Source organism: Nocardia sp. NPDC088792 (assembly GCF_044750615.1).
Lineage (GTDB): Bacteria > Actinomycetota > Actinomycetes > Mycobacteriales > Mycobacteriaceae > Nocardia.
In genome coordinates this window covers 1,046,454-1,071,135 of the sequence record NZ_JBIVKC010000001.1, presented here as the reverse complement: position 1 = coordinate 1,071,135, position 24,682 = coordinate 1,046,454, and the positions used below count along the sequence as shown (strand labels likewise).

The 24,682-nt window shown below is 67.8% G+C and carries 23 protein-coding genes; 13 read left to right on the top strand and 10 right to left on the bottom strand.

All coding sequences use genetic code 11. From position 1 onward, the window contains the following. The first annotated feature begins 84 nt into the window (after positions 1–84). The 3 genes from cysT to ACIP5Y_RS05245 are packed head-to-tail and all read left to right on the top strand — an operon-like array spanning position 85 to position 2,740. The gene (cysT, locus tag ACIP5Y_RS05255; RefSeq protein WP_400349140.1) at positions 85–885 is read left to right on the top strand and encodes a sulfate ABC transporter permease subunit CysT; all 801 of its coding nucleotides are present in this window, start codon (positions 85–87) and stop codon (positions 883–885) included. Beyond that, the gene (cysW, locus tag ACIP5Y_RS05250) at positions 882–1,691 is read left to right on the top strand and encodes a sulfate ABC transporter permease subunit CysW (RefSeq protein ID WP_400347745.1); all 810 of its coding nucleotides are present in this window, start codon (positions 882–884) and stop codon (positions 1,689–1,691) included. Before cysT ends, cysW begins: the two co-directional genes overlap by 4 nt. Next, positions 1,688–2,740 carry a sulfate/molybdate ABC transporter ATP-binding protein gene (locus tag ACIP5Y_RS05245; RefSeq protein ID WP_400347744.1) on the top strand — a complete coding sequence of 351 codons (1,053 nt, stop codon included), beginning with the start codon at positions 1,688–1,690 and terminating at the stop codon, positions 2,738–2,740. The genes cysW and ACIP5Y_RS05245 overlap by 4 nt, the downstream gene beginning before the upstream one ends. Positions 2,741–2,812: 72 nt before the next feature. Here ACIP5Y_RS05245 and ACIP5Y_RS05240 read toward each other — a convergent pair whose 3' ends face one another. From ACIP5Y_RS05240 to ACIP5Y_RS05225, 4 genes are all read right to left on the bottom strand, one after another. After that, a complete protein-coding gene (locus tag ACIP5Y_RS05240; protein WP_400347742.1) occupies positions 2,813–3,793 on the bottom strand; it encodes an aldo/keto reductase in 981 nt (326 codons plus the stop codon). Positions 3,794–3,868: 75 nt separating this feature from the next. Next, a complete protein-coding gene (locus tag ACIP5Y_RS05235) occupies positions 3,869–7,348 on the bottom strand; it encodes a carboxyl transferase domain-containing protein (RefSeq protein WP_400347740.1) in 3,480 nt (1,159 codons plus the stop codon). Between the two features lie 69 nt (positions 7,349–7,417). Beyond that, a complete protein-coding gene (locus ACIP5Y_RS05230; RefSeq protein WP_400347738.1) occupies positions 7,418–8,002 on the bottom strand; it encodes a putative glycolipid-binding domain-containing protein in 585 nt (194 codons plus the stop codon). A 109-nt stretch (positions 8,003–8,111) separates the two neighbouring features. Next, positions 8,112–9,191 carry a CobW family GTP-binding protein gene (locus ACIP5Y_RS05225; protein WP_400347736.1) on the bottom strand — a complete coding sequence of 360 codons (1,080 nt, stop codon included), beginning with the start codon at positions 9,189–9,191 and terminating at the stop codon, positions 8,112–8,114. Positions 9,192–9,301: 110 nt separating this feature from the next. Between ACIP5Y_RS05225 and ACIP5Y_RS05220 the strand changes: the two genes are divergently transcribed. Next, positions 9,302–10,780 (top strand): PucR family transcriptional regulator, encoded by a 1,479-nt coding sequence (locus ACIP5Y_RS05220; protein WP_400347734.1) that lies wholly within the window; start codon positions 9,302–9,304, stop codon positions 10,778–10,780. A 63-nt stretch (positions 10,781–10,843) separates the two neighbouring features. On the opposite strand, the gene pucL is transcribed toward ACIP5Y_RS05220, so the two are convergent. After that, positions 10,844–11,764, bottom strand: a complete 921-nt coding sequence (pucL, locus tag ACIP5Y_RS05215) for a factor-independent urate hydroxylase (protein ID WP_400347732.1) — start codon at positions 11,762–11,764, stop codon at positions 10,844–10,846. 198 nt (positions 11,765–11,962) lie between these two features. Here pucL and ACIP5Y_RS05210 point away from each other — a divergent pair, with 198 nt between their 5' ends. Next, positions 11,963–13,357: a uracil-xanthine permease family protein gene (locus tag ACIP5Y_RS05210; RefSeq protein WP_400347730.1), complete on the top strand. Its 1,395-nt coding sequence runs from the start codon at positions 11,963–11,965 to the stop codon at positions 13,355–13,357. On the opposite strand, the gene ACIP5Y_RS05205 is transcribed toward ACIP5Y_RS05210, so the two are convergent. The 3 genes from ACIP5Y_RS05205 to glp are packed head-to-tail and all read right to left on the bottom strand — an operon-like array spanning position 13,309 to position 16,021. Continuing rightward, complete coding sequence (locus ACIP5Y_RS05205) at positions 13,309–13,734, bottom strand: molybdenum cofactor biosynthesis protein MoaE (protein ID WP_400347729.1); 426 nt, start codon at positions 13,732–13,734, stop codon at positions 13,309–13,311. The genes ACIP5Y_RS05210 and ACIP5Y_RS05205 overlap by 49 nt on opposite strands. After that, positions 13,727–14,770: a bifunctional molybdenum cofactor biosynthesis protein MoaC/MoaB gene (gene moaCB / locus ACIP5Y_RS05200; protein ID WP_400347727.1), complete on the bottom strand. Its 1,044-nt coding sequence runs from the start codon at positions 14,768–14,770 to the stop codon at positions 13,727–13,729. The genes ACIP5Y_RS05205 and moaCB overlap by 8 nt, the downstream gene beginning before the upstream one ends. Before the next feature lie 45 nt (positions 14,771–14,815). Then, entirely contained in the window at positions 14,816–16,021 is a 1,206-nt protein-coding gene (gene glp, locus ACIP5Y_RS05195; RefSeq protein ID WP_400347725.1) for a gephyrin-like molybdotransferase Glp, read from the bottom strand. 109 nt (positions 16,022–16,130) lie between these two features. Between glp and moaA the strand changes: the two genes are divergently transcribed. The 3 genes from moaA (at position 16,131) to ACIP5Y_RS05180 (ending at position 17,946) form a co-directional block, all read left to right on the top strand. Then, the gene (gene moaA, locus ACIP5Y_RS05190; RefSeq protein ID WP_400347723.1) at positions 16,131–17,189 is read left to right on the top strand and encodes a GTP 3',8-cyclase MoaA; all 1,059 of its coding nucleotides are present in this window, start codon (positions 16,131–16,133) and stop codon (positions 17,187–17,189) included. Beyond that, complete coding sequence (locus tag ACIP5Y_RS05185) at positions 17,182–17,424, top strand: MoaD/ThiS family protein (protein WP_400347722.1); 243 nt, start codon at positions 17,182–17,184, stop codon at positions 17,422–17,424. Before moaA ends, ACIP5Y_RS05185 begins: the two co-directional genes overlap by 8 nt. Before the next feature lie 108 nt (positions 17,425–17,532). After that, positions 17,533–17,946, top strand: a complete 414-nt coding sequence (locus tag ACIP5Y_RS05180) for a DUF1003 domain-containing protein (protein WP_400347720.1) — start codon at positions 17,533–17,535, stop codon at positions 17,944–17,946. A 25-nt stretch (positions 17,947–17,971) separates the two neighbouring features. Here the strand turns inward: ACIP5Y_RS05180 and nadE are convergent, their stop codons facing one another. Both nadE and ACIP5Y_RS05170 read right to left on the bottom strand, forming a co-directional pair. Next, a complete protein-coding gene (gene nadE / locus ACIP5Y_RS05175; protein ID WP_400347718.1) occupies positions 17,972–18,811 on the bottom strand; it encodes an ammonia-dependent NAD(+) synthetase in 840 nt (279 codons plus the stop codon). 5 nt (positions 18,812–18,816) lie between these two features. Then, positions 18,817–19,404 carry a TetR/AcrR family transcriptional regulator gene (locus tag ACIP5Y_RS05170; RefSeq protein WP_400349138.1) on the bottom strand — a complete coding sequence of 196 codons (588 nt, stop codon included), beginning with the start codon at positions 19,402–19,404 and terminating at the stop codon, positions 18,817–18,819. Positions 19,405–19,610: 206 nt separating this feature from the next. On the opposite strand from ACIP5Y_RS05170, the gene ACIP5Y_RS05165 reads away from it, so the two are divergent. The 5 genes from ACIP5Y_RS05165 to nrdE all read left to right on the top strand — a co-directional run bounded on the left by ACIP5Y_RS05165 (position 19,611) and on the right by nrdE (position 24,629). Beyond that, a complete protein-coding gene (locus ACIP5Y_RS05165; protein WP_400347716.1) occupies positions 19,611–20,177 on the top strand; it encodes an NAD(P)H-dependent oxidoreductase in 567 nt (188 codons plus the stop codon). A gap of 233 nt (positions 20,178–20,410) precedes the next feature. Further along, positions 20,411–21,271 (top strand): G1 family glutamic endopeptidase, encoded by an 861-nt coding sequence (locus tag ACIP5Y_RS05160; RefSeq protein WP_400347714.1) that lies wholly within the window; start codon positions 20,411–20,413, stop codon positions 21,269–21,271. 438 nt (positions 21,272–21,709) lie between these two features. After that, the gene (locus tag ACIP5Y_RS05155) at positions 21,710–21,949 is read left to right on the top strand and encodes a redoxin NrdH (protein WP_397003201.1); all 240 of its coding nucleotides are present in this window, start codon (positions 21,710–21,712) and stop codon (positions 21,947–21,949) included. Positions 21,950–22,017: 68 nt separating this feature from the next. Next, entirely contained in the window at positions 22,018–22,488 is a 471-nt protein-coding gene (nrdI, locus tag ACIP5Y_RS05150; RefSeq protein ID WP_400347712.1) for a class Ib ribonucleoside-diphosphate reductase assembly flavoprotein NrdI, read from the top strand. A 59-nt stretch (positions 22,489–22,547) separates the two neighbouring features. Continuing rightward, entirely contained in the window at positions 22,548–24,629 is a 2,082-nt protein-coding gene (gene nrdE, locus ACIP5Y_RS05145) for a class 1b ribonucleoside-diphosphate reductase subunit alpha (protein ID WP_400349136.1), read from the top strand. Positions 24,630–24,682: the final 53 nt, after the last annotated feature.

Genomic DNA, 24,682 nt, shown 5'->3' with positions numbered 1-24,682 from the left:
AGCGTTTCGGACGCCGGGACCGAGCACGGTCCCGGCGTTTCGCCGGACAACGGGTCCCGGCCACGCCGATCCCGGCGGTCCTGGCTGCGGGTGACCGGCTCGGTCGGCCCGCTCGGCATCGCCACCTCGGTGCTGTGGCTCAGCATCATCGTGCTGCTGCCGCTGGCGGCGCTCACCTATCACTCCTTCGGCAATGGCTGGTCCGGATTCTGGGATGCGGTCAGCGCGCCCGGCGCGCTGGACGCGCTGAAGGTGACGGTCTTCGTGTCGGTGATCGTGGCCGTGGTGAACGTGGTGATGGGCACGCTCATCGCCTGGGTGCTGGTGCGGGACGACTTCCCCGGCAAGGGGTTCGTCAACGCGCTCATCGATCTGCCCTTCGCGCTGCCCACCATCGTGGCCAGCATCGTGCTGCTGGCGCTGTACGGCCCGGATTCGCCGGTGGGCGTGCATCTCTACGCGACCCAGCCGGCGCTGGTGGTGGCGCTGGCGTTCGTGACGCTGCCGTTCGTGGTGCGGTCGGTGCAGCCGGTGCTGATGGAGGTGGACCGGGATGTGGAGCAGGCCGCGGCCTCGCTGGGCGCGGACAACTGGACCATCTTCCGGAGCATCATCCTGCCGACGCTGGCGCCGTCCATCATCAGTGGCGGCGGGCTGGCCTTCGCGCGCGCCATCGGGGAATACGGTTCGGTGGTGCTGATCGGCGGCGGTATTCCGAAGCGTACGCAGATGGCCTCGCAGTACATCCAGCAGCAGATCGAGGTGGACCGGCCGGTGAACGCGGCGGCGGTTTCGGTTGCGCTGCTGGTGATCTCGTTCGCGGTGCTGCTGGTGCTGCGGTTGTTCGCGGACCGCACGGCGCGGAAGGAGCAGGAGTCGCGATGAAACTCGGTGCCCGGACCCGTATTTCGCTGCGCACGATCGTGCTGGCGTATCTGTTCGTGCTGTTGCTGCTGCCGCTGGGCATCATTCTCTGGCGTACCTTCGGCGACGGTATCGGCGCGTTCTACGACTCGATCAGTACGCCGGCGGCCATTTCGGCGTTCAATCTGTCGGTGCTGATCATCGCGATCACGGTGCCGGTGAATGTGGTGTTCGGCATTCTCACCGCGCTCGCCCTGGTGCGCGGCCGGTTCCCGGGCCGCAATCTGCTGCAGGGGCTGGTCGATCTGCCGTTCGCGGTTTCGCCTGTGGTGGTGGGTGTTTCGCTGATTCTGCTGTGGGGTGTGAACGGCTGGTTCGGCGGGCTGGAGCATCACGGGTTGAAGATCATCTTCAATCTGCCCGGCATGGTCATCGCCACCATTTTCGTGACGCTGCCGTTCGTGGTGCGCGAGGTGGAGCCGGTCCTGCACGAGATCGGCGACGATCAGGAGCAGGCCGCGGCCACCCTGGGCGCGTCCCGCTGGCAGACGTTCTGGCGCATCACCCTGCCGGCCATCCGCTGGGGCCTGACCTACGGCGTGGTGCTGACGGTGGCGCGGGCGCTCGGCGAATTCGGCGCCGTGATCATGGTTTCCACCGGACTGCCCGGTAAATCGCAGACGCTGACGTTGCTGGTCCAGGGCCGGTACGTCAACGACAACAACACCTTCGGCGCGTATTGCGCGGCGACCCTGCTCATGGGTATCGCCCTCGTTGTTCTTCTCTTGATGACCCTTCTCGAACGCAAGCGGGGCGCTGCCAAATGATCACCGTGACCAATGCGAACAAGAATTACGGAACGTTCGCCGCTCTGAACGATGTCAGCCTGGACATTCCGTCCGGGGAGCTGACCGCGCTGCTGGGTCCCTCGGGTTCGGGCAAGTCCACCCTGCTGCGTTCCATCGCCGGACTGGAAACCCTGGACGGCGGCATCGTCACCATCGCGGGCCGCGACGTCACCAATGTGCCGCCGCAGAAACGCGATATCGGTTTCGTCTTCCAGCATTACGCCGCGTTCAAGCACATGACCGTGCGTGACAATGTGGCGTTCGGCCTGAAGATCCGCAAGCGGCCCAAGCCGGAGATCAAGAAGAAGGTCGACGACCTGCTCGAGATCGTGGGTCTGGACGGTTTCCAGCACCGGTATCCCGCACAGCTTTCCGGCGGCCAGCGCCAGCGCATGGCCCTGGCCCGCGCGCTGGCGGTGGACCCGCAGGTGCTGCTGCTGGACGAGCCGTTCGGCGCGCTCGACGCGAAAGTCCGTGCGGACCTGCGCACCTGGCTGCGCCGCCTGCACGAGGAAGTGCACGTCACCACCGTCCTGGTCACCCACGACCAGGAAGAGGCCCTCGACGTGGCCGACCGTATCGCGGTCATGAACAAGGGCCGCATCGAACAGGTCGGTTCGCCCGAGGACGTCTACGATCGTCCCGCGAACGACTTCGTCATGTCGTTCCTGGGTGCGGTCGCCAAGCTCAACGGGCATCTGGTGCGGCCGCACGATATCCGCGTCGGCCGGGATCCGAGCATGGCCCTGGCCGCGCACGAGGGCACCGCGCAGTCCGCGGGCGTCACCCGCGCCACGGTGGAACGAGTCGTGCACCTGGGCTTCGAGGTGCGCGTCGAACTCCGCAATGCCGCCACCGGTGACCTGTTCACCGCACAGGTGACCCGCGGCGACGCCGAGGCCCTGCACCTGGCGGAAGGGGAGACCGTGTACGCGCGAGCGACCCGCATCCCGGAACTGCCGGTGTCGCAGGCCGTCGTCAGCGCGCCCGAGGTGCCGGAACTGTCGGATGCCGGGAAGCCTGCCTGATATCGGAAAACATCGCGCCCGCTGCGGAATTGCTCGCAGCGGGCGCGTTTTCTGTCGGTAGGCAGAACCGGCTCAGGAGGTCGTTCGCGTCTTGGAGGGGACCGCGAAGGATTGACGGTCGCCTGCCCAGCCGTGGTCGGGGACCAGTTTCGCGAGGTCCTCGAGCTCGGCGGGGGTGAGCTCTACCGCTGCCGCCGCGGCGTTCTCGGTGATGCGGGCGGCGCGGCGGCTGCCGGGGATGGGGACCACATCGTTGCCCTGGGCCAGGAGCCAGGCCAGGGCGAGCCGGCCCGCCGAGATGTTCAGGCGGGCGGCCAGGTCGCGGAGGGCCGCCACCTGGTCCAGGTTGCTGGTCAGGTTGTCGCCCTGGAAGCGGGGGTCGTTGCGGCGGAAGTCGCTGGTGGCGACGGTTTCGGAATCGAGTGTGGCGGTGAGGAGTCCGCGGCCCAGGGGGCTGTAGGGGACCAGGCCGATGCCCAGTTCACGGGCGGCGGGGATGATGTCGCGTTCCGGTTCGCGCCACAGCATGGACCATTCGAACTGGACGGCGGCGATCGGGTGCACGGCGGCCGCTTCGGCCAGCTGTTCCGGGGTGGCTTCGGAGATGCCGAGGTGGCGGACCTTGCCGGCCCGCACCAATTCGGCCATGGCGCCGACGGTTTCGGCTACCGGGACCTCCGGATCGATGCGGTGCAGGTAGTAGAGGTCGATGACATCGCGGTCGAGGCGGGCCAGGGAGGCGTCGCAGAAGCCGGGGATATGCTCGGGCTTGGCGTCCAGGCCCACACCGGCTTCGGTGCGGACGATGCCGAATTTGGTTGCTACGCGGATGTTCTCGCCCGCATCGTGCAGGGCGCGGGCGAGGAGGCGTTCATTGTGGCCCTGGCCGTAGCTCATGGCGGTGTCGAAAAGGGTGATGCCGGCGTCGATCGCGGTGTGGATCGCGGCCACCGACTCGTCGTCGTCGGTGGCGCCGTAGCCCTGGGAGAAGCCCATACATCCCAGGCCGATCGCGGACACTGTCAGATCCGCGCCGAGCTTGTGCTGCTGCATGACGTCCATCCTTTCGCGGCGGGCACTGCCGGGCCAATAGAAATCTCTATGGGATCCATCAGCAGTTCAATGGATTCAACGCAGCGTGCGGAGCCAGCGGCGGGTGTCGGCGGGGTCGATGACATCGTCCAGTTCGAGGGCGGTGGCGGCGGTGAGCGCCTTACCTGCGGAGTAGGCGGCGGCCACCAGGTTGTCGAAGGCCTGCTGACGCTGGATCGGGTCCTCGAGGGCGGCCAGTTCCTTGGCGAAGCCGAGGCGGACCGCTCCTTCCAGGCCCATGCCGCCGATTTCGCCGGTGGGCCAGGCGATGACGAAGCGCGGGGCACGGAAGGAGCCCGCGGCCATGGCCTGCGCGCCGAGGCCGTAACCCTTGCGGAGGATGACCGTGCCGAAGGGGACATCCAAGGCGGCGGCATCGATGAACAGGCGGCTGAACTTGGTGACCGTGGCGTCCTTCTCGGCCTCGGGGCCGACCATGAAACCCGGTGTGTCGCACAGGGAGACGATCGGGAGGCCATGGGCTCCGCACAGGCGCAGGAACGCGCTCAGCTTGTCGGCGGCAGGGGCATCGATCGCGCCACCCAGGTGGTGGCAGTCATTGGCGATCAGGCCGAAGGGACGGCCCTCCACCCGGACCAGGGCGGTGACGATGCCGGTACCCCAGTCGCGGCGCAACTCCAGGAACGAATCCACATCGACGACGGCCGTTATCGCCGCGCGGATATCGTAGGCGTGCAAGCGATTCTCCGGCACGGCGTGCCGGGCCAGCCGGGGATCGGGAGCCTCCCAATCATCCACTGTGCCTTGGAAATACGCGAGGTAGCGCCGGGCGATGGCGACGGCTTCGGCCTCGTCGGCCGCGACCACGTGCACTACGCCATTGCGGCGTTGCACCTCGATCGGCCCGATGTCCTCCGGCGTGTACACGCCGAGACCGCCGCCCTCGATCATGGCCGGGCCGCCCATGCCGATATTCGCGTCCGGCGTGGCGATCACGACATCGCACATGCCCAGCAGCGCCGCATTGCCCGCGAAGCAACGCCCGGACACGATGCCGATCAACGGCACCCGCCCCGACAGCGCCGCCATGGCGCGGAAGGTGGTGACGTCCAGCCCGGAGATGCCGCCGTGGTCGGTATCGCCGGGCCGCCCGCCGCCGCCCTCGGTGAAGAAGACCACCGGAAGTTGTTGTTCCCGGGCAAGTTCCAGCATCCGATCGGTCTTGGCGTGATTGCGCACGCCCTGCGTCCCGGCCAGCACCGTATAGTCGTACGACATGACCACGGCCCGCGCCCGGTCGAGCCCGAAGCGATCGGCATCGACGGTGGCGACCCCGGCGACGAGCCCGTCCGCGGGAGTGTTCGCGATCAGATCCTCGAGCCCGCGCCGCGCCCGCTGCGCCGCGATGGCCAGCCCGCCGTACTCCACGAAGCTGTCGGCATCGACGAGGTCGGTGATGTTCTCTCGCGCCGTGCGGCGGCCGAACCGATGCCGCTTGGCAACCGCTGCCGAGCGTGCGGCATCCAGGGTGGTTTCGTGCCGCGCGCGCACCTCGGCGAGGTCCGCACGCACCGAATCCAGGTCCACGAACGCGGATTCGGCGGCGGGACCGTCATGGTCGGCCTCGGACCAGATCATCAGCACGGCATGCGGATCCACCACATCGCCCGGTGCGACGGCATGCCGCAGTACCCGGAGCGGTGTTTCGGCGCGCAGCACATGCTGCATCTTCATGGCCTCCAGCACAGCCACCTCCGCACCGGCGGCCAGCACCGTGCCGGGTTCGGCGAGTGAGACGACCGTTGCGCCCATGGGGGAGCGCAGGGCCTGCTCGCCCTCGGTGAGAACGCTGCCGGTGGATTCGGCTGTGGCCGCGGTGGATTGAGCCGTGGCGTAGAGGGAACCGCTGCCGCCCGGGGCACTGGAACCGCCGGCGCGGGCAGGATCTGCCGCGGCGAGACTGTCGCCGGGCCGCGCGGCGTCGGCCGTGCGGTCGAGGCCGCGCCCCGCGGTCGCCGGCTCACCGGGTGCGGCGGAGCGCCCGGCACGGACGACGGCAGTGGTTCCGGGTGTGGCTGTGCCGAATCCGGCTGCTACGGGGCGGTCGCCGGGATGTACGGCGTCGGTTGCGCGGTCGCTGCCTCGCCCGGCCGTTGCCGGATCATCGGGCGCGCCCGGGTACTCGGCCGCCGGGTTCTCGTATTCTTCGGCGCTGCTGCGCAATTCGGCGAGGTGCTGCTCGAACCAGGCGGTGGTTACCGGGCCGGAGCGGGCCAGCTCGTCGAGGACGGCGCGCAGGAGGCCGAGATTGGTGTCCACGCCCGTGATCACGGTCTCGGACAGGGCGTCCGCGCAGCGGCGCAGGGCGGCGGAGTAGAGCGGGGCGTGCGTGATGACCTTGGCCAGCAAGGAATCGAATCGCACGCCCTGGCGCGTGCCGGAGTGGACTGCGGTGTCCACGCGCACGCCGAGGCCGGTCGGCGCGTCGAAGCGGGTGATGGTGCCGCTGCTGGGCAGGACCGTGCCGTCGGCGGTCACGAGCTCGGCGTTGACGCGGGCCTGGACGGCGTAGCCGCGGGCTTCGAGGCCGCGCAGGCCGAGTTCGGTGAGGGTGCGGCCCTGGGCGAGATCCAGTTGTACCGCAACGAGATCCACGCCGGTCACGGACTCGGTGACGGTGTGCTCCACTTGCAGGCGCGGGTTCACTTCGAGGAACCAGGATTCCTCGCCGCTGACCAGGAATTCGATTGTGATCACGCCGCGGCAGCCGGTGGATTCTGCGATCAGTACGGCGTCGCGGTGGAGTCGATCCCGTACGGCGGCAGGCAGATCCGGGGCGGGGGCGATCTCGATCAGCTTCTGGTGGCGGCGTTGCACGCTGCAATCGCGGTCGCCGAGGGTGAGGGCGCTGACGCCGTCGGCCACCACCTGCACCTCGATGTGCCGGGCCGCGCCGGCCAAGGCTTCGGCGTACACGGTGTCGTCGCCGAATCCGGCGAGGGCCTCGGCGCGGCAGCGCTCGTAGGTCTCGGTCACCAGGTCGGGGTCGTGCAGGGCGCGCATGCCGCGGCCGCCGCCACCGGCCGCCGCCTTCACCATGACGCCATCCGGGTGGGCGGCAAGGAGTTCCGCGATTTCGGTGGGACCGGCTCCGGCGCGGGTCGCGGGCAGCACCGCGATGCCGGCGCGCTCGGCCGCAGCGCGGGCCGCCACCTTGTCGCCGAAGATCCGCAGCACATCGGGCGCGGGTCCGGCGAAGACGAGTCCGGCGGCGGCGCAGGCTTCCGCGAAATCGGCGCTCTCGCTGAGGAATCCATAGCCGGGATGCACTACCGCGCCGGGTCCGGCGGTCAGTGCGGCCGCCACCACGGCTTTCACGTCGAGGTAGGCCGCGGCCCCTTGGCCGGGCAGTTCCACCGCTTGGTCGGCGAGTCGCACGGGCAGGTTCGCGGATTCCTCGGCGGTGTGCAGCGCCAGCGTGGCGTATCCCCGCTCTCGTGCGGTACGCAGTACTCGTACCGCGACTTCTCCCCGGTTGGCAATCACGACTCGCACGTCGTCAGGCTATGACACGGGCATTCCGGTCAGGACACCGGCATTGTGGCGGCCGTCACCGACCGCTGTTCAGTGCACGCGGGTGGCGATGCCGGGATAGTCGACGACGAGGCCGTGGACGTCGTAGGTGAGGGGGCACCGGAAGCCGAGATCGGGCGCCGCGTAGTCGTAGCCTTCGGTGCTCGATCGGGTGTAGGTCTGTTCGAGCCGTTCCACCGCGAGTCCGGTCGCGCGGACATATGCGGCCGGTGCGGAGACGGTGCTGCCGAGCCTCATGCGCAGGCGGTGTATCGGGAAGGTGTTGGTCATGGCCGAGGATTCGAGATCGAGGTCGAGGCAGCCGCGTAGCCGGGGTGCGGGGATGCCGTCGATGGTCCAGTTGCCCGTGCCGTCCGCCTCGATCTCGGTGACGTGGGCGCCCGCGATGCCGCGCCCGGTGATGCGCGCCCAGCGGGTGGACCACGAATTGTCCAGCCGGATGGCGTAATCCACGATCCAGCTGTCGTCGTTCTCGGTGGCGGTGGTGCTGCCCTCGATGCGTACGCCGCGGCCGTCGATGGTGAAGAACGCCACTTCGAATCCGGTGCGGGCGTCCGTATGCCGCCAGGAGGCGGCCGCGGGCAGGGGAGCGAGGGCGATGGTCGGTCCGGCCATGTACAGCTCCCGTCCGTGTGGCGGGCCGCGCAACGCAGCGATGCCAGTATCGGACGCGGACGCCGGGATTCGCCAGTCGACCGTTCGGAATGCTGTGGCTTTCGACGTCCTAATCGCCGGTGGTCAGGGCGTCCTCGGGGGCGACGTAGCGCCAGATGGGCAGGAGTTCCTGCTCGTCCAGGGGTTGGGGGCCGGTGTGGACGGTGGCTTCGAGTCGCGCGGTGACGGCTGCGGCGTCCAGGCCGGCGCCGATGAGGACCAGGCTGGAGGTGCGGGGTTCGTGGCGGGCCCAGTGGGTGGGTTCGACGGTGATGTGGCGGCCGACCATGTGCAGGATGAACTTTCGCTGGTCGTCGGGGACGGCGAAGGCGAGCACGCCCTTGGCGCGGAAAAGGCCGGGCGGCGGATCCTCCAGGACGGCAATGAGTTCGCGGGGGTTGAGGTCGGTGGTGCTGGTGAAGGAGATGCTGTCGTAGTCGTCGTGCAGGTGGTGGTGGTCGCAGTGCTCGTCGCAGTGGTGGTCGTGCTCGTCGGGCGCGTCGAGCAGCAGTTCGTCGAAGCTGAGCTGGTCGCCGGGGCGGGGTGCACGGGCCGCGCGGGCGGGCAGGTCGAAGAGCAGGCCGGGGTCGATGCGGCCGTGCGTGGTCGAGTAGACGGGCGTCTGGCCGACGAGTCCGGTGATCTCGCCGCGCAGCCGTTCCAGGGCCTCGGGTGCGATGCGGTCGGCCTTGTTGAGGACGACCAGGTCGGCCATGCGCAGGTGGGTGGCGAGTTCCGGGTGCCGGGCACTGGATTCCGGGAAGTGTTCGGCGTCCACCACCTCGATCAGTCCGCCGTAGCCGATGCGCGGATTGTCGCTGCCCGCCACCATGCGGATCAGATTGCGTGGTTCGGCCAGGCCGCTGGCCTCGACCACGATCACGTCGATCTGCTGTTTCGGGTGCGCGAGCCGGTCGAAGAGGTCGTCGAGTTCGCTGACGTCCACGGCGCAGCACACGCAGCCGTTGCCGAGCGACACCATGGCGTCGACCTGCCCGGCCACCAGCATGGCGTCGATATTGACCGCGCCGAAGTCGTTGACCACCACGCCGATCCGCACTTCGCGGTGGCGCAGTAGCCGGTTCAGCAGGGTGGTTTTGCCGGCTCCGAGGAATCCGGCCACGACCAGGACAGGGATGCGCCGACTCATCCGGCCACCCTACCGAGCCGGGATATTCGGCCGCAGCATGGACGAAACCGGGTGGAAATACCCGGGTTCTACCGTGACGGACTATTCGGACCGAATACGGGAGGTGCGTCGTGCGAGTGCGGGACATTCTGGACGCGCCGCAGTTGCGGATGCGATTGCTGCACGGGGAAGCCGGCGCATTGGACCGGACGGTCGCTCGGGTCTGTGCGACGGATATGCCCGACCCGCGCCCGTTCGTGACCCCGGGCGCCCTCGTGTGCACCGGACTGGTGTGGCGGCAGGACGCCGCCGACTCCGACCGCTATGTCGGCCTGCTGGCCGCCGCGGGCGTCTCCGGCGTGATCGCGGGCCAGGCGCTGCACGGCCACGTCCCCGCGGATGTGGTGGCCGCCTGCGAGAAGCACGGCCTGCCCCTGCTGTCCTCGCCGCAGAGCGTGCCCTTCAGCCGCATCATCGAATACCTGGCGGAACAGGCCGCCGAAACCCGTTGGCGGCGCGTGCAATCCCGCGCCGACCGGCAACGCCGCCTGCTCGCCTCGGTGGCCGCGGGTCGCAGCGTCGGTGACCTGCTCACCGAAGTAGCCGCGGAACAAGACATTTCGGCCTGGCTGGTGACCGCCACCGGCCGCGTCATCGCGGGCACCGCACCGCTGTCCGAAGACGAGATCGACCGCATGGTCACCACCGCCGTGACCGCGCCCCGCCTCCCCGCCGTCACCACCGGCGCCGTCCGCCTCCTGCAGGTCGGCTCCGGCGACCGGATCACCGCCTGGTACCTGGCGCTCCGTCCCGCCGCCGCCGAACCCGACCCGTTCGGCGCCGATCTGGCCGCCGTCACCGAGCTCTACCGTCAGCGCACCACCGACCGCCTGCACCTGGATTGGGAACTCGCCGACCGCTTCCCGATGCCCTTCCCCGAACCGGCCGACGCCGCACTCGTCGCGGTGGTGTGTGAGATCCATGCCGGCGGAACCTCCGAGGACACTCGCAAGGCGATACGGACGGCCTTGCACGACGCACTGCCGGGCATCAGTACCGCCATCGACGCGGAGGGCCGGATCGTCGGTGTCGTCACCGGTGCACAAGATGAGGTCGCGACCGCCCTGCGCCGCCGATTGGCGCGAATCGCGCCCGCACTAAACGGGATTCGGCTCGCGCTCGGGGTCAGCGCCCGGCATCGGGACGAGCCGCTCACCGGGGCGGTGGGTGCCGCCGCGGCCGCCTCGACCGCGGCGCGGGACGACGAAGGCCGCGTGAGTGTCCGGGTCGCCGATATCGACAGCGCAGTCGGGTTGCTGACAGCGGTGCCGGGGCAGTTGCAGCGCCGGTTCGCGGAACGGGTGCTGGGGCCGATCGTGGATTACGACCGCCAGCATCGGGCGGAGCTGCTGGAGACGCTCGAGGTATTCCTCGGATGTGAGGGCTCCTGGCGGCAGTCCGCCCAGCGAATGCATGTGCACCTCAATACGATTCGCTACCGCATGGGCCGAGTCGAGGAGCTCACCGGCCGTGACCTGTCCCGCCTCGACGACCGCCTGGACCTCTACCTGGCCCTCCGCACCATCACCAGCCAGGCCGCCCCCGCTTGAAAACACGAGTGGCACATGAGGTTCGCAAAACGCGAGAAGCGGCGTCCCTCATGTGCCACTCGGCTAGACGGCGCCGGTGTAGGGGTCCCAGGCGGTGCCGGGGGCGGGGGCGTGCTCGCGGAGGGCGCTGGCGTGGATGAGGCCGTAGGGGCGGTCGTCGGCGTGGAAGACCTCGCCGTTGTTGGGGATGCCGAAGCGGGACAGGTCGAAGTACCAGTGATGTTTGTTGGGTGCGGAGAGGCGGACCTCGGCGAGGCAGGGGTAGGCCTCGAGGGCGGCCCTGCCCATCTCGAAGAGGGTCTGCTGCAAGGCCTTCGAGTGCAAGGTGGCGAAGACCTCGACCATGGCCGCGCGGATGCCGGAGTATGTCGCGTCCCAGTCGTCCGGCGGGGTCGCGAAACGCCAGCGGGCGGTGAGGCTGGTGGCGAGGATGCGGTCGTAGGCGGGTTCGAGGACGGTGAACGGGTCGGTGAGGAAGCCCGCGAACTCCGAACCGGTGGACTTGAGGATCACCAGATCCTTGACGCCGCCGATCACCCACTCCTGCCTGCCGGTATCGGTATCCGCCACCGTGATCGCCGCGATCCGCACCTCCGGCCCGATCCGGGTCCAGGTGTGATCGTGGCCGGAGCCGCCGACCGGAACCCGTTGCCACGCATACTCTTCGATCTCGATGCGGGCCGACTCGACCGGGTCGATATCGTCCACGAAATGCCGGGCCAAGGCCAGCCCGTAGTCCTCGATACTGCCGTCACCGTGCGCCTTGGCGTACGCGTAGATGGTCTGCTTCTGCGTATCCGTGGGCAGCACCGCACCCTGGTCACCGGTGATGTGCGCTTCGTCGAACGCACCGCGCAGGCAGGACGAGACGTTCAGGTCGCGGATCTCGTGCCGGTCGGTGTCGCGGTAGATGCGCACCACCCGGTTCTCGGCCTTGCCGTATTGGTGCGGGCCCAGCACGATCTTGCCGTTGCCATCGTTCATGGTCGCCTCCCGTGGTCGATCATCACCCTGCCCCACTGTGGCGTACCCGCGCCGCCGCACACGCTGGTTCGGGAGACAAAACGTGCGTCCGGCACGGCCCGCTCTCTGGCGAATCGGACAAACCATCGGATCGACGCGGCTGGTTAGCGTTGGCCGCACCAGGCAGAAAGGCAGTGCTCTATGAACATCGGGAGCCAGATGACCGCGGCACCCGTGCCGCATCCCGTCGACACCCGGCTGCCCTGGCATCGGCTGCTGGTGTTCGGCATCCAGCACGTGCTCATCATGTACACCGGCTGCGTCACCGTGCCGCTGGTGTTCGGTGCGGCCGCCGGACTGGACGCGCGCACCATCGCCTTGCTGATCAGCGCGGACCTGCTGGTCGCGGGCATCGTCACGGTGGTGCAGAGTCTCGGGCTGGGCAGGTTCGCGGGCGCGCGGCTGCCGATCATCACCGGCGCCACCTTCGTCGCCATGAGCCCGATGATCCTGATAGCCAAGCAGTACGGGCTACCCGCCGTATACGGGTCCATGCTGGTGGGCGGTGTCGTCGGGCTCGCGCTGGCCTGGCCGTTCGCGGCGATCGTGCGGTTCTTCCCGCCGCTGGTGTCGGGCACCGTGCTGACGGTGGTGGGGATTTCGCTGATCGGCGTGGCCGGTGGGCTGGTGGTGGGCAGTGACCCGAAATCCGCGTCCTATGCCGCGCCCTCGCATATCGCGCTGGCGGCGGCGGTATTGGTGATCGCGCTGCTGTGCACGGTGCTGGGCCGCGGGGTGTGGTCGCAGCTGGGAGTGCTCATCGCGCTCATCGCCGGGGTGCTGATCTCGCTGCCCATGGGCCTGATGAAGCTGGACGGTGTGGCGGGCACGGCCTGGCTGGGTGCGCCGCGCGTATTCCATTTCGGCGCACCGCAATTCCCGATCACGGCGGTGGTGGCCATGAGCATCGTCATGGCGGTGGTGTTCGCGGAGTCGACGGCGAGCATGCTGGCCATCGGCGAGATCACCGGAAAGTCTTTGACGCGTGGGGATCTGGCGCGCGGTCTGGCCGGTGACGGGCTGTCGGCGGTGCTGGCCGGCGTGTTCGGCTCCTTCATCGACACGATCTTCAATCAGAATGTGGGCGCGGTCGCGCAGACCCGCGTCTACTCGCGGTACGTGACGGCGGTCAGCGGCGCGATACTCATTGTGCTGGGCCTGGTTCCGCGTTTCGGCGCGCTGGTGGCGGCGGTGCCGCAACCGGTTATCGGCGGTGTCGGCCTGGTGCTGTTCGCGACCATCACCGTGATCGGCGTGGATACGCTGCGCAAGGCGGAACTGCAGGATCGGGTGAACCTCAGCATTGTCGCGGTGGCGATCGGGGTCGGGCTGGTGCCGGTGCTCACGCCGGGGATGTTCGGGCGCTTCCCGTCCTCCGCGCAGATCCTGCTGAACAGCGGCATCAGCCTGGCGGCGCTCACCGCCTTCGTGCTGAACATCCTGTTCAACCACACGAAGCTCGGTGAAATCGCCCGCGGCGCACTGGAATCCCCGGACGGCGCGGTTCAGCCGCAGGCGTTGACCCACTCCGACATGCCGTCGGCGAACAGCTGACGCTTCCAGATCGGGACCTCGTGCTTGATGCGGTCCACGAGCAGGGCGCACGTGCTGAAGGCCTCGGCGCGATGCGGGGCGGCGACGGCCACGGTGATGGCCAGGTCGCCGATGGTGAGCGAGCCGATCCGGTGCACGGCCGCCACCGGCAGCCCGGCGGTCGCCGCGACATCGGCGCAGATGCGGCGCAGGAACTGCTCCGCCTGCGGGTGCGCCGAGTATTCGAGGGACGAGACATCCTGGCCCTCATCGTGATTGCGCACCTTGCCGGTGAACACCACCACCGCACCGTGCTCCGGCCCGCTCACGGCCTTCTCGACCTCGGTGGGGTCGAGAGGCTGATCGCTGATCCGGGCCAGCAGGTCGCCGTCACTCATGGCTGCCTCCTCCGGCCACCTGGGCCAGCAGATGTTCGAGAAGTGGTTCCAGGACGGCGATCCCGTCCTTCACCCCGCCCGGCGAACCGGGCAGATTGACGACGACACTGCCCCCGGCCAGCCCGGCCACGCCACGACTCAGGGCGGCGAGCGGGAATTTCGCGGTGCCACGCTGGCGCACGGCGTCGGCCACGCCGGGGAGTTCGCGATCCAGCACGGCCAGGGTGGCCTCCGGGGTCGCGTCGGTGGGGGAGGCGCCGGTGCCGCCGGTGCTGATCACCAGCGCCGGTTCACCCGCCAGGGCGTCGGCGAGGCCGTAGGAGATATCCGAGTCGGCGTAGACGAGCGGGCCGCGGACCGAGAAGCCCAGTCCCTCCAGCCATTTCGCGAGTACCGGGCCCGTGGTGTCGACGCGCGTCCCGGCGGCGGCGCCGGTCGAGGCGACGAGGACGACGGCCGGGAGTCCCGTGCCGAACGGCTGCTGCACCACGACATCCTGCGAAGGCTCGTGCTGCTTCGAATGCTGCTGCTGCGCACCGTGCTCCGCCCGATGCGCCCCGGCGGCCTGCGATCGCTCCCAATGTCCGTGCTTGCCACCGTCTTTGGTGAGCAGCCGGACGCCGTTCATGACCGCGCCCGGGTCCACGGCCTTGATCATGTCGTGCAATGTCAGTCCCGCGACGGCGACCGCGGTGAGGGCCTCCATCTCGACGCCGGTGGGCCCCTTGGTCTTCGCGGTCGCCTCGATGGTGATGGTGGTATCGGTGAAACCGAAACTCACATGCACCGAGGAGAGTGCCAGCTGATGGCACAGCGGGATCAGTTCGGAGGTCTTCTTCGCGCCGTTGATACCGGCCAGCCGGGCCGTGGTCAGCACATCGGCCTTGGGCATATCGTCGGCGCGGACCAGCCGGATGACCTCGGCCGTCGTCTGCAGTTCGCCCGCCGCGACCGCGATGCGCGCGGTCTCCGCCTTGGCGCTCACATCCACCATGCGCGCCCGGCCCTCACGGTCGACATGCGACAACTCACTCATGCCATCCACCCTGGCACACCCGTTCGGACGTGCGGCAGTCGCCACTCACAGCGGGTGCACTTCGACGATCGTCCCGGCCGCCACGTCGGTGGCCTGCGGCGGAATGTTCACCAGCACATCGGCTCGAGCCATGCTCGCCACCAGATGCGAGCCCTGACCGGACACCAGGTGCACGCCGCCGTCGGCGAGCTTGCCGCGCAGGAACTGCCGCTTGCCGGCGGGGGAGCGGACCGGATCCAGCAGCGGCAGTTCGGAAATGGGGAGATCGGGCAGTCCCGCCAGGCGGCGCAGCACCGGCCGCGCGAACACCTCGAACGAGACCATGGTGCTCACCGGATTGCCGGGGAAGCTGAGTACGGGGATGTCGTCGACGACGCTCAGGCCCTGCGGTCCGCCGGGTTGCATGGCGACCGCGCCGAACCGGCCGCCGAGCTCGGCGAGCACGTCCTTCACCACCTCGAAGTCGCCCATGGAGACGCCGCCGGAAGTGAAGACCACGTCGGCCTGTGCGACGGCCTCGGCGAGGCGGGCGCGGAATTCGGCGGGATCGTCGGTGGAATGCGCGACCGACACCACGTCGACGTCATTGTCGGTGAGCGCCGCGGCCAGGGCGATGCCGTTCGAGTTGTAGATCTGACCCGGCAGCAGGTGGGCGCCGGCCGGGCGGAGTTCGTCGCCGGTGGTGATGACGGCGGCGCGGACGCGCCGGGTGACGGTCAGTTCGCCGAGGCCGACCGCGGCGAGGGCGGCGATGTGGCGGGGGCGCAGCACGGTGCCCGCGGTGGCCAGCAATTGTCCGGCACGCACGTCGGTGCCGGGTTCGCGGACGAATTCGCCTGCGCTGCGGCCGTGTTCGACGGTGACCGTCTTACCGTCGCTGCGCGTGTGCTCGACGGGGATGACGCAGTCCGCGCCGGGCGGGATGGGCGCCCCGGTCATCACCTTCATGGCCGCGCCCGGCGGCAGCACCGGCTGATCGGTATTGCCGGCGGCGACGACACCCGCCAGCGGCAGGGTCACCGGCACCACCGCGACTGACGCCGCCCGCACCGCGTAACCGTCCATTGCCGAGTTCCGGAACACCGGCAGATCCAGGGGGGCGAACACGTCCGCCGCGAGCCGCCGGCCCAGCGCCGCCGCCATCGCCGCCGTCTCACTGCCACGCATCGCGAGCGGATTCAGCAAATCCTCGATGTGAAGCCGGTGGTCTTCGACGGATCGGGCCGGGGCGACGGCAGGGCGGAAACTCATGCCGCCGAGCCTATACGCGGCCGCACGGCAAAGGCCCTACCCGAGTGCCGTGATATAGCCGAATTCGTAGGATCACACAAAGGCTTGCGCAGGTAGACATAATGGTCGAATGACCGTGGTCGCGATGGGCATGCCCGCAGTGCGCACCGGGCAGCCCTCGTCGGACGGCCGCCCGGACACGCCCCTCCTCATCGACCGCTTCGGCCGGGTGGCGCGTGACCTGCGGGTGTCCATTACCGAGAAGTGTTCGCTGCGCTGTACCTACTGCATGCCCGAAGAGGGTTTGCCGCCCATCCCCGCCGACGAATTGCTGACCGCCGGCGAAATCGTGCGGCTGGTCACGCTGGCGGCTCACGAACTGGGTGTGCGCGAAGTGCGATTCACCGGCGGCGAACCGCTCATGCGCCGGGATCTGGAAACGATCATCGCGGGCTGCCGCGCCGAACTCCCCGATATTCCGATCGCCATGACCACCAATGGGGTGGGGCTCGAGCATCGCGCGCGCAAACTCGTGGCGGCCGGGCTGAATCGCATCAATGTCTCGCTCGATACCGTGGACCGGGACGGGTTCGCCCGCCTCACCCGCCGCGACCGGCTGGATTCGGTACTGGCCGGCATCCGCACCGCACGCGATGCCGGGCTGGCGCCCATCAAGATCAATGCGGTGCTCATGCGCGACACCCTCGCCGGGGCGGCCGACCTGCTGCGGTGGTGCATCGACGAGCGTTGCGAACTCCGGTTCATCGAGGAGATGCCGCTCGACGCCGACCACGAATGGGCGCGCGCGAACATGATCACCGCCGAGGAACTGCTCGCCGAACTCGGCAGGCGCTTCACCCTCACCGAGGTCGGCCGCGACGATCCGGCCGCACCCGCCGAACGCTGGCTGGTGAACGGCGGTCCCGCCACCGTCGGCATCATCGCCTCGGTGACCCGCAAATTCTGCGGCGACTGCGACCGCACCCGCTTGACCGCCGACGGCCGCATCCGCTCCTGCCTCTTCAGCGACCAGGAATACGATGTGCGCGCCGCCCTGCGCTCCGGCGCGGGTGACGCGGAGATCGCCGGGCTGTGGCGCGGCGCCATGTGGAACAAGTGGGCCGGTCACGGCATCGATGCCGCCGGTTTCGTCCCGCCCGAACGAACGATGGGAGCCATCGGTGGTTGAGGTCCGCTATTTCGCCGCCATCGCCGATGCGGTGGGCAAGCAGTCCGAAGTCCTGGACCTGCCCGCCACCGCTACCGTGGGCGATCTGCGCACCACACTCTCCGCCACCTACGGCGAGAAACTCGACCCGATGCTGAAGGTCTGCGCCTACCTCATCGGCGACGAACTCACCCGCGATGCCACCGCCCCCCTCACCTCCCGGGTCGACGTCCTCCCGCCCTTCGCGGGCGGCTAGCGCGCCGATCTGCCGGGCCGCGCGCCTGATTCGCGTCGCGCGCGCGAAGTGCGGTTGCTGCCACTAGCATTCGGCGCGTCCCCGCAATCGCAGCCAGGAGCCCCGGTCATGTCGCAGGCATCGAAGCCCGCCCAGCACCCCGCCGTAATCAAACTCCGCGAGGAGCGCGCCGCCAGTCTGCAACTGCGAGTAGCGGATTGGATCACCAAGTTCGCCGGCTCCATGCGGTTCGTCTACATCCACGCGATCGGTTTCGCGGTCTGGATGATCTGGGTGGAGAAGTCCCCCTGGCCGACCCTCACCCTGGTCGTCTCGCTGGAGGCGATCTTCCTCTCCACCTTCGTCATGATCGGCCAGAACCGGCAGGCCGAATTCCAGCAGATCAAAGCCGATCACGACTTCACCCAGCAGGAACTCGAACTCAAGACCAACACCGAACTCACCCGCGCCATCCACGCCATGACGACCGAACTCCACCGCCGTCTCATCGACGACCCGGACGGCAAGAGCGGCGCGAACTAGCGGGCCATCGAATTCCGGGTAAGGGTCACTGCCACCAATTGTCGAGCGGGGTGACGGGGACCGTGCGCTTGTGGCGGGTGTTGCGGTAAATGGTTTCGAGTTTTTCGGCCACCTCGGGGGTTACTTCCCTGCCTTCGAGGTAATCGTCGATCTGGTTGTACTTGAGGCCGAGGGCCTCTTCGTCGGGGAGGGCGGGGCGGCCGTCCTCGAGGTCGGCGGTGGGGACCTTCTGCCAGACGCTGGGCGGGGCGCCGAGTTCTTGGAGGAGGTCTGCGCCTTGGCGTTTGGTGAGTCCGGTGAGGGGGGTGATGTCCACGCCGCCGTCGCCGAACTTGGTGAAGAAGCCGGTGATGGCTTCGGCGGCATGGTCGGTGCCGACCACCAGGAGATTGAGCTGCCCGGCGATGGCATATTGCAGGACCATGCGCTCGCGGGCCTTGATATTGCCGCGGACGAAATCGCGGAGGCGGGTGTCACTGCCGAGCAGTTCGTCGATGCCGTAGGCGGCCTCTTCGGCGGCGGCGTCGGCGCTGGGCTTGACGTTCACGACCACGGAGTGGTCGGGCTTGATGAAACGCAGCGCGATCTGGGCGTCGGCCTCGTCGGCCTGCACGCCGTAGGGGAGGCGCACGGCCACGAAGGTGGCGTCCTGTCCTTCGGTGCGGAGTTCCTCGACGGCGAGCTGGCAGAGCCGGCCGGTGAGGGTGGAGTCCTGGCCGCCGCTGATGCCGAGCACGAAGCCCTTGGCGGGCGTGGCGCGCACATAGTCCTTGAGAAAGTCGATGCGCCGCCGCACTTCGGTTTTCGGGACGATGGTCGGCTGAACGCCCAATTCGGCGATGATCTGTTCGCGCAGGTCTCCCATGCGGGTCACTGTAACGGTCGGCCCCCCGCGGTGACCTGCCGGACGAGGGTTTCCCACTGGTCGCCGATCTGTTCGGGCGTGTAGCCGTTGGCCCGGATCTGATGCAGCACCAGCTCGGCGTCCAGCGAGGCCAGCAGGGTGTCCGCGAGCAGCGGGATCTCCCCGGGCGTGTCGGCCTGCCGGAGCAGCAGGGACACATGGGTTTTCGCGATGTTGTAGGGCGCGCCGGAGTAGCGGCTGGCGCCGGCGGCCGCGGCCCGGCGGACATCACCCTCCACCTCGACACGCTCCAGGTGGGCGCGCCCGAAGGCGATGAGTCGTGGTACCGGTTCCCCGCCCGGCCCGAGCGGTGGCGGCCCGAACATGTAGGCCCACTGCAGTTTCTGGTCGGATTGGTCGAGCAGGGCGAGCATGAGTCCGGCGCGGTTGCCGAAGCGCCGGAACACGGTGCCCTTGCCGACGCCGGCGCGTTTGGCGACGGCGTCCATGGTGACGGCGTCGGCGCCGAATTCGCGGACCAGGGCCTCGGCGGCGTCGAGCAGGAGTTGCCGGTTGCGGGCGGCGTCGCTGCGTTCCTGGCTGCTGCCGGGCATGAGCAGCGGTACGGAGTGTTCGGGCGCGAGCGCGCCGATGGGTTCGATCGGAAGTGCGACGGTGAACTCCGGACCCGAGTCCGTCGATGGTGTGTCGCGTGTCACAGCTCTGTGCTCCTACCCCGTGGAATGTAACCGGACCGCAGTCCGGTTACAGTGTATCGAAACTTCCACCGTTGAATCAGTACCGCACAGGAGTGATCATCATGTCGCAGACCCGCCTGCTCGTCCTCGTCGGCAGCCTCCGTGCCGCGTCGATCAACCGCCGCCTCGCCGAGGCGGCCGTACAGACCGCGCCCGAGGGCGTCGACATCACAATCTACGAGGGCCTCGGCGATATCCCGTTCTACAACGAGGATCTCGACGTCCCCGGTGAGGCCCCGGCCGCCGCCCAGGCCCTGCGCGACGCGGTCGGCCAGGCCGACGGCCTGCTGCTCGTCACCCCCGAATACAACGGCACGCTGCCGGCCGTGCTCAAGAACGCCATCGACTGGGCCTCCCGCCCGTACGGCGTCGGCGCGCTGAAGGGCCGCCCGGTCGCCGTGATCAGCGCGTCCATCAGCTCGAACGCCGCCAAGTGGTCGCACGGCGACGCGGTGAAGGCGCTGGGCGTGGCGGGCGCCGAGGTGCTCGGGGACGCGTCGCTGAACTTCGGCGGCATCGGGCAGCGTTTCGCGGAGACGCACCCGGCCGACGATGCCGAGGCGCTGACCCAGCTGGCCGGCACGGTCCACCTGCTGGCGGAGGCCGCCAAGGCGCACGCCAACGCCTGAAGGGAACGCGATTTCCGGGATTAGAGGATTAACCCGGAACGCGCTCCGAATCGGGTTCGGCAACGCACTTTGAATCGGGTTCGGCAACAATTTAACAATTTCGGCGGTCATTCCCTGAATTCAGCGCAAGGCCACGGCTTTTCAGCCGTGGCCTGCGGCTTTTCCGGACCATTGCGGGGTAACTTCGAAACATGAAGCTACCAACGGGCAACTCAGTGTTGAGTCGGTGTTGGATGGCCCTCACGCTGACCGTTTCGGCCGCCGTGATGGTGGGGAACGCGGCCGATGCCGCCGCCGCGGAGACCGTCGCCGAGTCGAATGTCCGCCTCTATCTCGGCAATTGGGCCGGTTATGTGGTCCGGGGTGATTTCCACGAGGTGAGCGCCACCTGGGTACAACCGCAGATCTCCTGTGACAACCCGGGTGTGCTGCAGCGGGTGGTGCCATGGGTCGGCCTCAACGGCGCGGCCGCACTGAGCGGGCAGGTCGCCTTGCCGCTCATGCAAACCGGTGTCGAGTCGATGTGCGCGAGTGACGCCGCCGTATATGCGGCCATGCCGGGAATTCAGGTGGAGAACCTGGCCGCCGGTATCGCCTACGCGGATGCGAACCTGTCCGGCTCGGTCATGAACATGGGCGCGGTGATGAGCAATGTGCTGGGCGCCGCGGCGGACGGGCTGTGCGCCCTCGGCGTGCTGGGCGATGCCTGCCGCCCGGATCAGCAGATCGACGGCTGGTGGGAGGGCTATCCGGATCCGCCGATCACCTACAGCGATGTGGTGCGCGGCGGCGATGTCATGCATTCGCGGGTGGCGTGGGACGGCGGCAGCTACATCATGACGCTGGAGAACCGGACGCTCGGCTGGTCGCACACCACGGTGGCGGCGTCCGCCGCGCCGCCGCGGACCGCGGAGATCGTGCTCGAGGGACATCTGAATGCCGCGCTGCCCGGCTTCGACCCGGTGACCTTCACCGAGATCGCCATCGACGGGCAGCCCCTCGCCGCCTACAACGCCGAGATGTACGGGATTCCGGCGATGAATCGCATGCTCGTACCCGGCCCTGTCGAGGGCTCGCGCTTCACCATCGGCTGAGTCGCGACACGCCGAAGCGCGGAAGCCCCCGAAAGTTGGGGCAGTGCAATCGAACCCCTTGGAACCGCTTGGTCGATCGCTGCGTCTGTGACTCGTGTGATGGTTGTTGATCAGCGGGAACGGTGGGTTTGCTGGAAATGTGCTGAATGCCGAAATTGTGATCTACGCCTCAGTCGTGTCGAGTTGCGAATCGAGTGTCCAGGTACTTACCCGATCCGAATTTCACGTTTGTGAGTCGCAACATGTCGTGTTGTCAGAATCTGTCGGCCACTAGGTGTAGTGTCTTGGGAGCTGGAAGGCCACTAGGGCAGCGCCTCGAACGCAGCCGAGTGACCAGGGGCTTCGGTCTCGCTTCCAGGGGTTTGCGCATCAAGTACGTGGATCGCTTTTCAGTCGTGCACAAGCAACGGACCGAAGGCCAGGAGACAGGGGATACCAATGACCATCACCGTTTACACCAAGCCCGCTTGTGTCCAGTGCAACGCCACCTACCGCGCCCTCGACAAGGCCGGTGTCGACTACGAAGTCATCGACATCTCCGAGAACCCCGAAGCCCGCGATTACGTCATGGCCCTGGGCTACCTGCAGGCCCCCGTCGTCGTCGCCGGTGACAACCACTGGTCCGGCTTCCGCCCGGACCGCATCAAGGCGCTCGCCGACGCCGTCGCGGTCGCCTAACCGCGGCCGGAGCCGCCGGCCCGGCCGGCGGCACTCCTGCAGGTTCGTCCGAATCGAAAGGAGGGGAGATGACCGAGATATCTTCCGGGACACCGGATCTCGTCTACTTCTCGAGCGCTTCGGAGAACACGCACCGCTTCGTCGAACGGCTGGGTCTCCCCGCCGCTCGCATACCGATACACACTGCCGACTCCCTTCGCGTCGACCAACCCTACGTGCTCATCGTCCCGACCTACGGGGGCGGTAAGCACGTGCTGGGTGGCCAGCGATCCGATAAGGAATTCGTCCCCCGTCAGGTGGCCAAGTTCCTCAACGATCCACCCAACCGCGCACTGCTGCGGGGCGTGATCGCGGCCGGCAATACGAACTTCGGCGATACGTACTGCTATGCGGGAGAAGTCATCTCACGCAAAACAGGGGTCCCCTACCTGTATCGCTTCGAACTCATGGGAACTGCCGAGGACGTCGCGCGCGTCCGAGAGGGATTGGGATTGTTTTGGCAACGACAACAGCACCGGTCGGAAAGACTGCCCGCGTAGAGCGACCCGTCAGCGGGGACTCGAATACCGCGGGCCTGGACTACCACGCGCTCAACGCGATGCTGAATCTGTACGGCCCCAACGGCGAGATCCAGTTCGACAAGGACCGCGAGGCCGCGCACCAGTACTTCCTGCAGCACGTCAACCAGAACACGGTCTTCTTCCACAACCTGCGCGAGAAGCTCGACTACCTGGTCAAGGAAAACTATTACGAGACCGAGGTACTCGATCAGTACAGCTTCGACTTCACCAAGAAGCTGTTCAAGCAGGCGTACGGCAAGAAGTTCCGCTTCCCGACCTTCCTCGGCGCGTTCAAGTACTACACGAGCTACACGCTCAAGACCTTCGACGGCAAGCGCTACCTGGAGCGTTTCGAGGACCGCGTCTGCCTGGTCGCCATGACCCTGGCCGCCGGTGACGAAACCCTGGCGCAGGAGCTGGTCGAGGAGATCATGGACGGCCGCTTCCAGCCGGCCACCCCGACCTTCCTCAACTCGGGCAAGAAGCAGCGCGGCGAACCGGTGTCCTGTTTCCTGCTGCGCATCGAAGACAATATGGAGTCCATCGGGCGCTCCATCAACTCCGCCCTGCAGCTGTCCAAGCGCGGCGGCGGTGTCGCCTTGCTGCTCAGCAATATTCGTGAGACCGGCGCGCCGATCAAGAAGATCGAGAACCAGTCCTCGGGTGTCATCCCGATCATGAAGCTGCTCGAGGACTCCTTCTCCTACGCGAACCAGCTGGGTGCGCGGCAGGGTGCGGGCGCGGTCTACCTGCACGCCCACCACCCGGACATCTACCGCTTCCTCGACACCAAGCGCGAGAACGCGGACGAGAAGATCCGCATCAAGACGCTCTCGCTGGGTGTGGTCATCCCGGACATCACCTTCGAGCTGGCGAAGAAGAACGAGGACATGTACCTGTTCTCGCCGTACGACGTGGAGCGCATCTACGGCGTGCCGTTCGCCGATATCGATGTCACCGAGAAGTACTACGAGATGGTCGACGACAAGCGCATCCGCAAGTCGAAGATCAAGGCGCGCGAGTTCTTCCAGACCATTGCCGAGCTGCAGTTCGAGTCCGGCTACCCGTACATCATGTACGAGGACACCGTGAACCGGTCCAACCCGGTGAAGGGCAAGATCACCCACTCCAACCTGTGCTCGGAGATCCTGCAGGTCTCCACGCCGTCGGAGTTCAACGACGATCTGTCCTATTCCAAGGTGGGCAAGGACATCTCCTGCAACCTGGGCTCGCTGAACATCGCGAAGACCATGGATTCGCCGGATCTCGGCAAGACCGTGGAGACCGCGATCCGCGCGCTCACCGCCGTCTCGGATCAGACGCACATCTACTCGGTGCCGTCGATCGAGCAGGGCAACAATGAATCGCACGCCATCGGCCTGGGGCAGATGAACCTGCACGGCTACCTGGCGCGCGAGCACGTCCACTACGGCTCCGAAGAGGGCGTGGACTTCACCAATATCTACTTCTATTCGGTTGCCTACCACGCCATCCGGGCGTCGAACCTGATCGCCATCGAGCGCGGCAGCTACTTCGGTGGCTTCCCGGATTCGAAGTACGCGTCGGGTGAGTTCTTCGACAAATACACCGAGCAGGTGTGGGAGCCGAAGACCGAGCGGGTGCGGCAGATCTTCGCCGAGGCGGGCGTGCACATTCCGACCCAGGACGACTGGCGGGAGCTGAAGGCGTCGGTCATGGCGCACGGCATCTACAACCAGAACCTGCAGGCGGTGCCGCCGACCGGCTCGATCTCCTACATCAACCACTCGACCAGTTCCATCCACCCGGTCGCGTCGAAGATCGAGATCCGCAAGGAAGGCAAGATCGGCCGCGTCTACTACCCGGCCCCTTACCTGACCAACGAGAACCTCGACTACTTCGAGGACGCCTACGAAATCGGCTACGAGAAGATCATCGACACCTACGCCGCGGCCACCCAGCACGTGGATCAGGGGCTGTCGCTGACGCTCTTCTTCAAGGACAGCGCCACCACCCGCGATGTGAACCGGGCGCAGATCTACGCCTGGCGCAAGGGCATCAAGACGCTGTACTACATCCGCATCCGGCAGATGGCCCTGGAAGGCACCGAGGTCGAGGGCTGCGTGAGCTGCATGCTGTAAACCACGGCAATGTGAAGGGGCGCTTCCGGTTTCCGGGAGCGCCCTTTTCGTGT